The 12,832-nt window shown below is 64.7% G+C and carries 16 protein-coding genes; 6 read left to right on the top strand and 10 right to left on the bottom strand.

The window, feature by feature from the left end; all coding sequences use genetic code 11:
• Positions 1 to 41 precede the first annotated feature (41 nt).
• Entirely contained in the window at positions 42 to 620 is a 579-nt protein-coding gene (locus I8N54_RS04045; protein ID WP_140193797.1) for a thymidine kinase, read from the top strand.
• Here I8N54_RS04045 and I8N54_RS20125 read toward each other — a convergent pair.
• The 6 genes from I8N54_RS20125 to I8N54_RS04020 form a co-directional block, all read right to left on the bottom strand.
• Positions 617 to 1,216, bottom strand: a complete 600-nt coding sequence (locus I8N54_RS20125) for a nicotinate-nucleotide adenylyltransferase (RefSeq protein WP_231592491.1) — start codon at positions 1,214 to 1,216, stop codon at positions 617 to 619. The genes I8N54_RS04045 and I8N54_RS20125 overlap by 4 nt on opposite strands.
• 29 nt (positions 1,217 to 1,245) lie before the next feature.
• Complete coding sequence (locus I8N54_RS20120; protein WP_232790431.1) at positions 1,246 to 2,064, bottom strand: TolB family protein; 819 nt, start codon at positions 2,062 to 2,064, stop codon at positions 1,246 to 1,248.
• Positions 2,065 to 2,095: 31 nt separating this feature from the next.
• Entirely contained in the window at positions 2,096 to 3,694 is a 1,599-nt protein-coding gene (locus I8N54_RS04035) for a glycoside hydrolase family 43 protein (protein WP_140193799.1), read from the bottom strand.
• Positions 3,691 to 4,005 (bottom strand): hypothetical protein, encoded by a 315-nt coding sequence (locus tag I8N54_RS04030; RefSeq protein WP_140193800.1) that lies wholly within the window; start codon positions 4,003 to 4,005, stop codon positions 3,691 to 3,693. Before I8N54_RS04030 ends, I8N54_RS04035 begins: the two co-directional genes overlap by 4 nt.
• Positions 3,998 to 5,026, bottom strand: a complete 1,029-nt coding sequence (gene mgrA, locus I8N54_RS04025; RefSeq protein ID WP_140193801.1) for an L-glyceraldehyde 3-phosphate reductase — start codon at positions 5,024 to 5,026, stop codon at positions 3,998 to 4,000. The genes I8N54_RS04030 and mgrA overlap by 8 nt, the downstream gene beginning before the upstream one ends.
• Positions 5,027 to 5,390: 364 nt before the next feature.
• Positions 5,391 to 6,515: an AI-2E family transporter gene (locus I8N54_RS04020; RefSeq protein ID WP_232790430.1), complete on the bottom strand. Its 1,125-nt coding sequence runs from the start codon at positions 6,513 to 6,515 to the stop codon at positions 5,391 to 5,393.
• A gap of 118 nt (positions 6,516 to 6,633) precedes the next feature.
• On the opposite strand from I8N54_RS04020, the gene ettA reads away from it, so the two are divergent.
• Entirely contained in the window at positions 6,634 to 8,289 is a 1,656-nt protein-coding gene (gene ettA, locus I8N54_RS04015; protein ID WP_140193803.1) for an energy-dependent translational throttle protein EttA, read from the top strand.
• Here the strand turns inward: ettA and I8N54_RS20340 are convergent.
• A complete protein-coding gene (locus tag I8N54_RS20340; RefSeq protein ID WP_408635344.1) occupies positions 8,279 to 8,860 on the bottom strand; it encodes an REP-associated tyrosine transposase in 582 nt (193 codons plus the stop codon). The two genes, ettA and I8N54_RS20340, sit on opposite strands and share 11 nt — an antisense overlap.
• 149 nt (positions 8,861 to 9,009) lie before the next feature.
• On the opposite strand from I8N54_RS20340, the gene I8N54_RS04010 reads away from it, so the two are divergent.
• Positions 9,010 to 9,159 (top strand): hypothetical protein, encoded by a 150-nt coding sequence (locus tag I8N54_RS04010; RefSeq protein ID WP_197097510.1) that lies wholly within the window; start codon positions 9,010 to 9,012, stop codon positions 9,157 to 9,159.
• Between the two features lie 2 nt (positions 9,160 to 9,161).
• Here the strand turns inward: I8N54_RS04010 and I8N54_RS04005 are convergent, their stop codons facing one another.
• On the bottom strand, positions 9,162 to 9,671 hold the full coding sequence (locus I8N54_RS04005) for an REP-associated tyrosine transposase (protein WP_140193804.1): 510 nt from the start codon (positions 9,669 to 9,671) through the stop codon (positions 9,162 to 9,164).
• 240 nt (positions 9,672 to 9,911) lie between these two features.
• On the opposite strand from I8N54_RS04005, the gene I8N54_RS04000 reads away from it, so the two are divergent.
• Entirely contained in the window at positions 9,912 to 10,118 is a 207-nt protein-coding gene (locus I8N54_RS04000; protein WP_140193805.1) for a cold-shock protein, read from the top strand.
• Between the two features lie 93 nt (positions 10,119 to 10,211).
• Positions 10,212 to 10,640, top strand: coding sequence for an RbsD/FucU family protein (locus I8N54_RS03995; protein WP_140193806.1), 429 nt, complete (start codon positions 10,212 to 10,214; stop codon positions 10,638 to 10,640).
• 808 nt (positions 10,641 to 11,448) lie between these two features.
• Here the strand turns inward: I8N54_RS03995 and I8N54_RS03990 are convergent.
• Positions 11,449 to 11,715, bottom strand: a complete 267-nt coding sequence (locus I8N54_RS03990) for a hypothetical protein (RefSeq protein ID WP_140193807.1) — start codon at positions 11,713 to 11,715, stop codon at positions 11,449 to 11,451.
• Between the two features lie 295 nt (positions 11,716 to 12,010).
• Here I8N54_RS03990 and I8N54_RS03985 point away from each other — a divergent pair, with 295 nt between their 5' ends.
• Positions 12,011 to 12,217: a cold-shock protein gene (locus tag I8N54_RS03985; protein ID WP_140193808.1), complete on the top strand. Its 207-nt coding sequence runs from the start codon at positions 12,011 to 12,013 to the stop codon at positions 12,215 to 12,217.
• 3 nt (positions 12,218 to 12,220) lie between these two features.
• Here the strand turns inward: I8N54_RS03985 and I8N54_RS03980 are convergent, their stop codons facing one another.
• Positions 12,221 to 12,832, bottom strand: coding sequence for an SOS response-associated peptidase (locus I8N54_RS03980; protein WP_140193809.1), 612 nt, complete (start codon positions 12,830 to 12,832; stop codon positions 12,221 to 12,223).

Raw genomic sequence — 12,832 nt, 5'->3', positions numbered from 1 at the left:
GCCGCTTGATAAGCCCGGTTCGGCGGGCTAGCCCGTCGCCCATGGCCAAGCTCTATTTCCACTACTCGACGATGAACGCCGGCAAGTCGACGGTGCTCCTCCAGGCGTCCCACAACTATATCGAGCGGGGGATGGAGACGTTCCTTCTGACCGCCGCGCATGACGACCGGGCCGGATCGGGCCGCATCGCGAGTCGGATCGGGATCGGCGCGGAGGCTGCGACTTTCCGGCCCGAGGACGATCTGATGGCCCGGGTGCAGGCGCGTCTCGACGAGGGACCCTGTGCCTGCGTCTTCGTGGACGAGGCGCAGTTCCTGACCGAGGCGCAGGTCTGGCAGCTGGCCCGCGCGGTCGACGACATCGGCGTCCCCGTGATGTGCTACGGGCTGCGCGTGGATTTCATGGGCAAGCTGTTCCCAGGCTCTGCCGCGCTGCTGGCGCTGGCCGACGAGATGCGGGAAGTGCGCACGATCTGTCACTGCGGGCGCAAGGCGACGATGGTGATCCGGCGCGGACCGGACGGTCAGGCGGTGCGGGATGGCGCGCAAGTGCAGATCGGCGGGAACGAGACCTACGTCTCGCTCTGCCGGCGTCACTGGCGGGAGGCGACCGGCACCTAGGTCCAGCCGCCCGTGGCGCGGATCTCGGTCGAGGACGCGCCGCTCATCTGGAGATTGACGAAGCACCATGTCGGCGCCTCTGCCCGGCCGAGCAGGTGCGAGGCGCGCGCCGGCAGGCGGGTTTCGCGGTAGATGCGGGCGGCTTTCGACATCCGGGCCGAGATGCGCTGACCGGGCCGGGCGAGAACGCCGACCGGCACGCTCAGCATGATCTCTTCCCAGTCCTGCCAGCGGTGAAGCTGGGCGAGGTTGTCGGCCCCCATCAGCCAGACGAAGCGCACGCCGGGATAGAGTGCGCGCAGCCGCTCCAGCGTCTCGGCGGTGTAGCGGGTGCCGAGCCGCGCCTCGAGGTCGGTCACCTGCACCGACGGGTGGCGCATGATCTCGCGCGAAGCGGCGAGCCGGCGCTCGAGCGGCGCGGGACCCTTCGCTTTCAGCGGGTTGCCCGGCGAGACCAGCCACCAGACCTGATCGAGGCCGAAGCGGCGAAGCGCGGTCCGGGAGATATGCACATGTCCCTCGTGCGGCGGATCGAACGATCCGCCGAGCAGGCCGATGACCTGGCCAGCACGCGCAACTGGGAACCCGTGTCTCACCTGACGTCCCTCAAGGCTTTCGGAGCGACCTAGCGCGAATAGCGCATGAAGGCGAAGCGTTCGCCGTCGGGCGACCAGTTGGGCACGTTCATCGTGCCCTGCCCGCCATGCAGCGCCACCAGCTCGGTCCCTGCCCCGCCGTCCTGCGGCATGATCCAGAGACTGACGTCGAGCCCGCCGGGGTGGCCTTCGGTGCCCGGCGGATAGGCGATCCAGATGACATGCCGGCCATCCGGCGATGGGTGCGGAAACCAGTCGACGCTCGGCCCGTCGGTCATCCGCTGCAGGTCGGAGCCGTCGAGGCGGATGCGCCAGAGATCGACCTGACCGTCCCGCTCTCCGTTGAACCAGACCCATGTCCCGTCAGCGGAGAAATCGGTGCCATCGACATGGTCGAAGGTCTCGATCAGGCAGCGCTCGCCGCTGCCGTCGACATTGCTGACGAAGGGTTTGACCACCCGGTCGCCCCGCGCGCCGACATAAGTCAGCAGGCTACCGTCGGGGGACCAGCCGTGCCACCAGGAAGGCTGTCGCCGGGTGACCTTGGTCGGCGCGCCGCCCTCCACCGGGAGGGTGTAAATGCAGCTCTTGCCGTGCTCGTTGGCGTCGGAGATTACGAGCGTTCGGCCGTCGGGCGACAGGCCGTGATCGTTGTTGCACCTGTCGGCAAAGCCCGTGTCGATCGGCAGCAGCTCGGGCGCGTCGAGGGGGACGCGGAATATCCGCCCCCCTCCGTTGACCACGAGGTATCCGTCCGGATGCCAGTTCGGCGCCTCGATATGACCATCGTGGGTCATCAGCACCTCGAGGTTGCCGGACGGGTCGCACAGGCAGAGTTCACTCATCATCTGTCGGGTCTCACGAATTTCCTTCGAAAATTCAGGTGCCGGCGGGGGCGTAGCGGAACCGCGAAAAACGCGCCTCGCGGCCCCGGCCGGAGGTGTCCATCGCCACCATGCCGACGAAGGCACCCGTGAAGGAGGCATGTTCGCCCCGTCCGCCCTCGTCCGAGATCACGCTCGCGTCGAGGGCCGGACCGAACGGCTGCCAGTCGCCACCCTGCCGATACCAGAACTGCTGTTCGGCATGATCGACCACGACCCGCATCTCGACCGGGCCGTCGGCGAGCGCCACCGGCTCGGCCGGCATCGAGAGCCGCTGTTCGGGCCAGTCGCCGGGACAGGACAGGATTGTCAGCACCCGGCCGATCCCGGGTTCATCCGTGACGAGCAGCGCGTGGAACTTGTGACGGTTGTAATAGGTCGTGAGGCCGGCAGCCTGCTGGTAGGTCGTCGGAGCAAAATCGACTTCCGTTTCAGCAGTGTAGGCGAAATGCTCCTGCCGGCGCGCGACGAGCGCCTGTTCGAACCAGCTGCCGAGGCTTTCGCGTCCGAACAGCGTCAGGGCACCGTCGCCGGTGCGGAAGATCCGCTCTGGCGCGGGCGTGCGCAGCCACTGGAAGTCCATCGGCAGGCCGGCATCGAACCCGTAGTCGATGGCGACTTCCGGCTCCGGAGCGACATCGACCGGCGCGGGCACCTCGGTGCGCGGCACGGTGCCACCCTCCTCGAGCCACAGCCAGCCGTCCTTCCAGACGACCTTTTCCAGCCCAGTCTCGCGCCCCATCGGGCAGTAGCGCCCGGTGCCGTCGCGGCCCGGCATCGGCCGGCCCATCAGGAAGGAGTGGTAGTGATCGCCCCAATGCGTCTCCACGTACTGACCGTGGCCGGTGCGCTGGATCGGACCCTGCGTGCCCTTGGTCGAGATCAGGTGCGTCTCGGGGTGCAGCTCATAGGGGCCGTGGATGTCACGGCTGCGCGCCATCGTCACCGCGTGATCGTAGCCCGTCCCGCCCTCGGCGGTTGTCAGGTAGTAATAGCCGTCCCGTTTGAAGAGGTGGGGCGCTTCGGTCAGGCCGCGGTCGGAGCCGGGAAAGATGTTCTCGGCCTCGCCGATCAGCCCCTCTTCGGGCGACCATTCCTGCAAGAGGATCCCGTCGAAGCTCGCGTGGGCAGGGTTGCCGCCGGTGCCGGGGCCGCGGTGGTTCCACTGCTGGTTCACAAACCACTTCCGCCCGTCGTCATCGTGGAACAGCGACGGATCGAAGCCGGACGAGTTCACGTACCACGGGTCGGACCAGGGCCCGTCGATCGTCTCGCTGCATGTGATGTAGTTGTGGGCGTCCTTGAAGTTGCCGTCGAGCCGCTTCACGTCGGTGTAGACCAGCCAGAAGCGTTCTCCGTCGTGGCTCAGGCAGGGCGCCCAGACACCGCAGCTGTCGGCATTGCCGCGCATGTCGAGCAGCGCTTCACGGTCCAGCGGTCGCGAGACCAGCCGCCAGTTCACGAGGCCCCGGGAATGGTGGATCTGCACGCCCGGATACCATTCGAACGTCGAGACGGCGAGGTAGTAATCCTCGCCCACGCGAAGGAACGACGGGTCCGCGTTGAAGCCTTTCAGCACGGGATTGCGGATCATTGGAGTGTCCTTTCGATATTGCGCCGCACGATCCAGCGGTGCTTTCCGATCTTGCGGTGCGGCGCGAAACCGGCCCGCTCGAACAGGCTGAGAGTGCCGCCCCACAGGAAACCGGCAGAGGTCTTCTGGCCGGTCAGCTCCTCGGGACAGGCCCCGACCGTGCCGCAGCCCGCTTCGGCGATGAGGGGCATTGCTCCCTCAAGCGCCCGGGCGGCGACGCCTTTGCGGCGATGGTGACGATCGACGAGATCGGCATAGGGCTGCCAGGATTCCGGTGCGAGTGGCCGGGTGGCATACCCGGCGTCAGGCATCCGAGGAGCGCGCCCAGAGGTTGATCTTCTCCTCGTCGGCATACTCGTCGATCTGCGCGATCTCTTCGGCGCTGAACTCGAGGTTGCCGACGGCGCCGACGCAGTCGATCACCTGGCTTGGCCGCGACGCCCCGATCAGGGCGGAGGTGATCCCCCCTTCGCGCAGCACCCATGCGATCGCCATCTGGGCGAGCGTCTGGCCGCGGTTCTCGGCGATCTCGTTGAGCTTGCGGATGTTCTCGACCGCACGCTCGGACAGCATCGACGGATTGAGCGACTTGTTCTGGCTGGCGCGGCTGTCGTCGGGAATGCCGCCGAGATACTTCTTCGTCAGCATGCCCTGGGCGAGCGGCGTGAAGGCGATGGAGCCGATGCCGAGCTCGGTCAGCGTTTCCTTCAGCCCGTCACGCTCGACCCAGCGGTTCAGCATGTTGTAGGCCGGCTGGTGGATCAGGCAGGGCGTGCCGAGGTCCTTCAGGATCGCTGCCGCCTCGCGCGTGCGGTCGCTGTTGTAGGAGCTGATCCCGACATAAAGCGCACGGCCCGAGCGCACGATGTAATCGAGCGCGCCCATCGTTTCTTCCAGCGGCGTGTCGGGGTCGAAACGGTGAGAGTAGAAGATATCGACATAGTCGAGGCCCATCCGCTTCAGCGACTGGTCGCAGGAGGCGATCAGGTACTTGCGGCTGCCCCATTCACCGTAGGGCCCGGGCCACATGTCGTAGCCGGCCTTGGAAGAGATGATGAGCTCGTCGCGGTAGGGCTTCAGGTCCTCGGCCATGATGGAGCCGAACGCATGTTCGGCGCTGCCCGGGGGCGGGCCATAATTGTTGGCGAGGTCGAAGTGCGTGATGCCGTGGTCGAACGCGGTCAGGCAGATCTCGCGCTTCGTCTGGTGCGGGAAATCGTGCCCGAAATTGTGCCACAGCCCGAGGCTGATGGCCGGCAGTTTCAGTCCGCTGGCGCCGCAGCGCCGGTAGACCATCTTCTCATAGCGATCTTCTGCCGCGTGATAGCTCATCTTCGGTCTCCTCCCAAAGGTCGTCCCGCCATGATTGATGGCGGTCGTAAACGTTTTAGGGGATAAGAGACGTCCCGCCAGGAAATGTCAAACGGCGGAAGGCGGTGATGGGGAGCGCCGATGGCGGCAGTGCGCGGGTCGGGGCGGGCGCCGACGTGAAGCGGCTCGACAATAGCGGGATCATCATCTTCAGCCGACAGGTGAAACTACGCCATCAACTCGCACAGCTCGGCGGCCTCTTTGCTCAGCGCCTGTCCAGCGGCGGTGACCTGCCCGACCATGGCCGCCTTCCGACGGATTATTGCGGACGAGGCCCTAAAAACAATGCTTTGCCTGTCGCAGGGCCTGTCCCCGCAATTCACCTTCAACCTCGCTTGGACTCGCCAGAGCCAAGGAACAGGCCGAAGGAATTCATCGCCGGCACATGGTCGCACAGGACCTTGAGGATCACCAGCACGGGCACGGCGAGGAAGGCCCCCGCGATTCCCCAGAGCCATACCCAGAGCGTGACCGTCAGGAAGACGGCCGTCACGTTGATGGCAAGGTGACGGCCCAGAAGCGAGGGCGTGACCACGTTCCCCTCGAGCGCGGTAAGCGCAAGGTAGGCGGCCGGGCAAAGCGCCGCGTAGCCGATCGAGTCGAACGTCACGACAGACACCATCGCGACCCCGACGACGCCGATCATCGCACCGATAAAGGGCAGGAAATTCAACAGGAAGGCGGCGATGCCCCAGAAGTGTGCGTTGGGCAGTCCGATCAGCCAGAGCGCCAGCCAGATGCACACGCCGAGGCCGGCGTTGATGATCGTGATCGCGGCGAGGTAGCGGGAAATCTGACGCTCGACGTCGCGCACGATGATCAGCGCGCGCTTCTTGTCCTGAAGGCGGCGGGACACTTCGACCACGCGTTGCTGGAAGAAGTCGCCGGAAGCGAGGAAGAACATCGCCAGCACCGTCGCCACGGCGAGCGACGTGCCCGCACTGGCGAGTGATCCTACGACGTTGGACAGCAAGCCACCCTGCTCCAGCACGACCTGCTGCACGCCGTCGCCGCCGGTGGTCATGTTCTCGACCTGCTCGGACGCCTCCTGCACGTCGTCGACCGACTGCAGCAGGTGACGCAGCTTGAACTGCAGGTCCTGACCGATCTCCGGCGCCCGGCTCACCAATCGACCGACCGGGCCGCTGGCGAAATAGATCGCGCCGCCGACGAGGACCGAGAAGGCCGCGATCAGCGAAACGCCTGAAACGATGAGGGGAATTCCGATCCTCGAAAAGCTGCGCGCCACGGGCCGCAGGGTCAGCGCAATCAGCAACCCGAGAACGATGGGAAACAGCAGGGCACGGGCGAAGTAGAGTGTGCCGAACAGCGCGATGATGAACATCGCCCCGATAAGGCGGCGGATCGCCCGCAGCTCTTTCGTACGTTCGTCGTACTGTGTCCCGTTGATATCGTCCGCCATGTCAGGTGACAAACACGGGATCGTCATCAGAGTTCCGGAAAAACTTCGCCCGTGGTGAAGTTGAGGCGATCGCGCCTCCTCGATTGCACCCGCCCCGGCCAGACTGTAGATCGCGCGAAAACCATTCCCCGGAGGACCGACGATCATGGCAAGCTACCAGTACGTCTATCACATGGACGGGGTGTCCAAGACCTACCCCGGCGGCAAGAAGACGTTCGAGAATATCCGCCTTTCCTTCCTGCCCGGCGTGAAGATCGGTGTCGTCGGCGTCAACGGCGCCGGTAAGTCCACCCTGCTCAAGATCATGGCGGGGCACGACAAGGATTTCACCGGCGAGGCATGGGCCGCCGAAGGCGCCCGCGTCGGTTACCTGCCGCAGGAGCCCGAGCTCGACGGAGCGAAAACCGTCCGCGAGAACGTGATGGAAGGGGTTGCCGCCAAGCAGGCGATCCTCGAGCGCTACAACGAGCTCGCCATGAACTATTCCGACGAGACCGCGGAAGAGATGGCGACGCTGCAGGACGAGATCGACAGTCAGAACCTCTGGGATCTCGACGCGCAGATCGACGTCGCGATGGAGGCTCTGCGCTGCCCGCCGGACGAGGCCGACGTGACGACGCTGTCGGGCGGTGAGAAGCGCCGCGTCGCGCTCTGCAAGCTGCTGCTCGAAGCGCCTGACATGCTGCTGCTCGACGAGCCGACCAACCACCTCGACGCCGAGACGATCGCGTGGCTGCAGAACCACCTGATCGAGTACAAGGGCACGATCCTGATCGTGACCCACGACCGGTATTTCCTCGACTCGATCACCGGCTGGATCCTTGAACTCGATCGCGGCCGGGGCCTTCCCTACGAGGGCAACTATTCCAGCTGGCTGGAGCAGAAGGCGAAGCGGCTGGAGCAGGAAGCCCGCGAAGACAAGTCCAAGCAGAAGACGCTGGAGCGGGAGCTCGAGTGGATGCGCCAGGGCGCGAAGGCGCGCCAGGCGAAGTCGAAGGCCCGGATCAGCGCCTACGAGGAGCTCGCCAACCAGTCCGAGCGCGAGAAGCTGGGCAAGGCACAGATAATCATCCCGAACGGCCAGCGGCTTGGCGGGAAGGTGATCGAGGTCGAAGGTCTGAAGAAGGCGATGGGCGACAAGCTCCTGATCGAGGACCTGTCCTTCTCGCTGCCGCCGGGCGGCATCGTCGGCGTGATCGGCCCGAACGGGGCCGGCAAGTCGACGCTGTTCAAGATGCTGACCGGGCAGGAACAGCCCGACGAGGGGTCGATCGAGTACGGTGACACGGTCCAGCTGTCCTATGTGGATCAGGGCCGCGACGACCTCGACGCCGACAAGACCGTCTGGGAGGTGATCTCGGACGGGGGCGAAGTGATTCAGCTCGGCGACGCGCAGATGAACTCCCGCGCTTATTGCGGGGCCTTCAACTTCAAGGGCGGCGACCAGCAGAAGAAGGTCTCCCTGCTGTCGGGCGGTGAGCGCAACCGGGTGCACATGGCGCGGTTGCTGAAGTCCGGCGGCAACGTTCTGCTGCTCGACGAGCCGACCAACGACCTCGACGTCGAAACGCTGCGCGCGCTCGAGGACGCCCTGGTGGATTTCGCCGGTTGCGCCGTGGTCATCAGCCACGACCGCTTCTTCCTCGACCGGATCTGCACGCACATCCTCGCCTTCGAGGGCGAGGCCCATGTCGAGTGGTTCCAGGGCAACTTCGAGGATTACGAGGAGGACAAGAAGCGCCGCCTCGGCGAGGACGCGCTGGAGCCGAAGCGCGTGAAGTTCAAGAAGTTCACCCGCTGAGGTGATGTGAGTCTCGTAGGATGGGTGGTTCACCCATCCTACCCGGACCCTCGAGACTCGCCGGTCGCCAGTCTGCCCCGATCCGGCCCGCTCGGACCTCCCGCTGCAGGGATGACAACGCCCAGTCCGCCGGCTGCGCGACGAGTCCATGCCGGACGGGATCGGCCCAGCAATACTCCCGATGCGCACGGAGGTCCGCCGCATCTCGGATATGATGCTCCCAGAAGCGGCGCTGCCAGACCCCGGCTTCGGCTTTGCGAGCCTTCGACATGGATCGAGGTATCGGGGCATAGCCCATTCGCGCCCTATACCGCCGCGTGAAACGTGCCTTGAGCATGCCCCATCGGTTGGAGAAGTCGGAGTCGCCCGCCGGCAGCGTCCAGATCGCATGCAGATGATCCGGCAGGACCACCGCGGCGATTGTCCTGAACGGTTTGTCCCGACAGGTATCGGACCAGGCTCGCCTCAGAAGGTCCACATGATCGGTGAGGATCGTCGATCCCTCCCCGACCGCGCAGACCGTGAAGAAATATGTGCCGCCCGGGACGCGCAGCCGTCGGTACGAAGTCATGAAGCTGGAATAAGGCAGTCGGGGTTAAGGGCAGGTTCACGATTGCCACGATGTCACGCGGTATCGCCTTCAAATGACCCGGCTTTGCTGACCGACGGTTAAAGCCCGTTCGCCAAAATGCCTCTGGTCAGCCAGAACGGAGGTTACTCGTGGCACGCACCCTGATCGGACTTAACGGCGCATTGTTCGCCGCCTCTCTCACCTTGTTTTCTGGTGCCGGTGTCGCTACCGCGCTCGCCTTCTACGGTGTGCTCGCTCTCATCATCGCAAGCGGCCTGATGACGGGTCGGCATGCCTGAGCTCAACCGGGCCTTGGTTCCTCGGCAGGTCCGGCGCCCAATGCGACCATCCAGGCATCATCCACTCGCCCTTCCCTCAGGTCGCGGTGGAGCGATGTCACCAGCCAGTCCTCCGGCCGGGGGACAAGATTGTGGCGCACCGGATTGGTCCAGATCAGCCGGCGGTGCGCCTCGAGGTCGGGCAGACTGCGGATACGATGTTGCAGAACCCCCGGCATCCACGGGCTTTCGCGGACACCTGTCCGGGATTTCAGGCGTCGGGTGAAGCCGGCCTTGATGCGGGACCAGCGCCCGGCCGTGTACTTCACCGACCCGGCCGACGACCAGATCGCATGGAGGTGGTCGGGAAGCACGACGATGCAGTCAGTGACGAGGGGCCGGCGCCGAACCTCGTCCCAGTAGCTCGCCCGGAACAGATCGAGGTGTTCGATCAGCAGCCTGTCCCCCTCCCTCGAAAGGGAGAGGGTGCAGAAACGGAACGTCGCGGGGGCCGACTGGACATGCGCTCTCATGCCGACAGACAAACCGATCGACCTTAAGAATTCCTGAAGTCGACTGTTGCGCGGTCACATGATCCTGAGAACTGCGCCGCTTGCAACGACTCACAAAAGAGCGCATAGAGATGGCTGCGACCGATCTTCTCTTCGACCCTTCTGTTTTCCGCGACCCGGCTCACAGTTTTCGAACCAGACGTGACCGAGCCGGGCTGCCGCATGTTGCGGGCAGCAAGACAAAACGGAAGGAATCTTCACATGGCCACTGGCACCGTGAAATGGTTCAACGCAACCAAAGGTTTCGGCTTCATCGCTCCTGACGAAGGCGGCAAGGACGTGTTCGTGCACATCTCCGCCGTCGAGCGTTCTGGCCTGACCGGCCTGCGTGACGACCAGAAAGTGACGTTCGACATCGAATCCGGCCGCGACGGCCGTTCGAGCGCGACGAACCTCGCTCTCGCCTGAGGCGATCGGCGCGCCGGTGTTCCGGCGCGCCACCCCCTACGCAAGCTGATCCCAACCGGATAGAGTGTCCGAGACATTCTCCGAGGGGCTCCAATGCTGCGAAACATTCCACCAATTCTCTCGCCCGACCTGCTGCACGCGCTTGCCGCGATGGGGCATGGCGACGACATCGTGCTCGGCGATGCGAACTTCCCGGCCTCGTCTCTGGGACCGACAGCCATCCGGCTGGACGGACTGGACGCAACCGATGTTTTGCAGGCGGTCCTCTCTCTTATGCCGCTCGACAATTTCGTCCCCGACCCCGCGCTCACGATGCAGGTCGTCGGCAAGCCGGACGAGGCGCCGCCGATTTTCGGTGAGTTTCAGAAGATCATCGATGAGACGGCGGATCACCCCGCTCCGATCGCCTCTCTCGAACGGTTCGATTTCTATCAGCGCGCGTCCGAGGCCTTCGTGATCGTCCAGACCGGCGAAACCCGGCTGTACGGGAACATCATCCTCAAGAAGGGCGTCATCGGCTGATGCCAAGAGAAAAGGCGCGCCCAACGGACGCGCCACTTCGGCCGGTCAGTTTGCGCCGTCAAAAGCGCCGCAACGCCTTGCCGACTTCGCGAACGGCGGTCCGTGCCGCCTTCTGTTTGGTCGAACCCGGGCGATAGGTCCCCGGGCTGTGACCCACAGTCGACGTACGGTTGACGGGGCCGCTGCGACGGCTGTTCCGGGCATAGGTCTTGAGGGCGGTCTTCGCGACTCTCTTCAGGGACATGTCTTTCTCCATCCGTAACGCCGCGCGGATCGGGCAGGCGACGCATCTGCCATCCCGGAGCGAACCAACGATGCCCGACGGCAGTTCCCGCCGACGTCGCAACTGTTTGATTTCGCACGATGTCATCGGATAGCAGCGGCTGGTTCTCCGCTTTCAACGGCGCGACTTTGTCTGTCAGGGCCGATCGTCCCCATCCTCTTGGCATCACACCGGAGGACCCGACCCATGACACACCACGCACAACCCGCCCCGCAACCTGCACCCGTCACTCGCCAGCCGGGACCGAAGAGTCCGAAGACCTACCGCTTCACCGACTGGGCCGCGATCTGAGCTGCTCACGCTGCACATTTCAGAATGAAACAAGGGCGATCGCGGTTGCAAACCGGGTTGGAACCAGACCCTGAACATGCCGTTGACCCCGCAAGACGCAACGCAGAATTGACCAGGACCGAAAATGAGACACCGCCGCCAAGACGCCCGTGAACAGCCCAAGCTCCGCATTCCCCAGCCGGGCCCACGCAAACCCGTGCGTCACCTCTTCGACGACTTCGCACTCATCTGAGGTCAGGCCGGAACCGGGTTCGCCGGTTTCGCCTCGTCCGTCTCCGGTTCATCGGCAGGAGACGGCAAAGCCAAGGCTTCGTCCGGCAGCTGATCGGGCAAGTCGAGCTCAAGATGGCCGGTTTGGCCGTCGACGACGAACTTGGGCTTCGGGTCCATCAGCGCCGTGATCTCGTTGATTTCGCCAAGGGCGCGCTCGATCGTCTCTCGCTGAGTTTCCCGCACCACTTGCGGCACATCGGATTTTCGTCCGAACAGAAACTTGAACATACCCTCGCTCCTCTATTCTTCCGGTACCGCTTGAGTGTGACTTACGCCGTTCTGCGATTGAAGGGCTGGTCCCCGTCGTGCCCAATCTTGTCGGCCACCGGCGACGCAACGATGACCTCTTGAGCGTTCGCACGTCGATCCGGCAAAAACTCTTGCCCGAAACAGGGTGCCCACGATAAAATCTGACTGCGCGTTATCTCGGTTACCTGCTGTCTCCGCGACCCGGCCCAGTGAACGACGAGCACTGACGAGCCGACCCGCTGCATCCTGCGAGCGGAAAGATACGGAGAAGACGATGGCGACCGGAACCGTCAAATGGTTCAACACGACCAAGGGATACGGGTTCATTGCCCCCGATGGCGGGAGCAAGGACATTTTCGTGCATATCAGCGCGGTGGAGCGTTCTGGCCTGACCGGCCTCAAGGATAACCAGAAGGTGTCCTTCGAGCTTCAGAGCGGCCGGGACGGTCGCGAAAGCGCGGTCAACCTCGAGCTGATCTGAGCCTCAGGGCCCGGACCAGTCGACGCCTTCCGCCTCGGCGATCTCCAGCAGACCGTCGGGCCAGGGCGCCATGAGCGCGGCGGCGGCGTCTTCGCCGCCGTGCAGCCACGTGTCAAAGTCGGAAGGCCGCAGCAGCACGCCCATCCTGTCGTGGATCGGCGCGACATCGTCATTGGGCGCACACGTCACTGTCGCCAGTTGAGGCAATTGCAGCCCGCCCGGCGCAGTCCAAACGTCGTAGATCGCCGCGAAGGCGAGCATCCCGCTGTCCTTCGCAGAGATACGCCATGCGGTCTTGTTTCGCGGCTTGCCAGTCCACTCGTACCAGCCGTCGACCGCGACGATCGCCCGACGGACACCCTCATAGGCCGACTTGTCGAAGACGGTCTCAGAGCGCGCGTTCACGAGGGTTTCCATCACCGGACGGCCACGCGCGTTCTTGCGACCGACCGGGATCAGCCCCCACCGCATCCGTTCGACACCGCCGGGGGTGAGGGTGAGCACCTCCTGCCCCGGCTGGATGTTGTGACGCGGCGGATCGTTCGGGACGTCGCGAACGCCGAGGAAATCGGCGACCTCGTCCATCGGCCGGGTTAGGAAAAACCGGCCGGGCAC

This window comes from Pelagovum pacificum (assembly GCF_016134045.1).
In the GTDB taxonomy this organism is placed as follows: Bacteria; Pseudomonadota; Alphaproteobacteria; order Rhodobacterales; family Rhodobacteraceae; genus Oceanicola; species Oceanicola pacificus_A.
The sequence above is the reverse complement of the archived record's forward strand: the minus strand, read 5'-3'. Positions and strand labels throughout refer to the sequence as shown.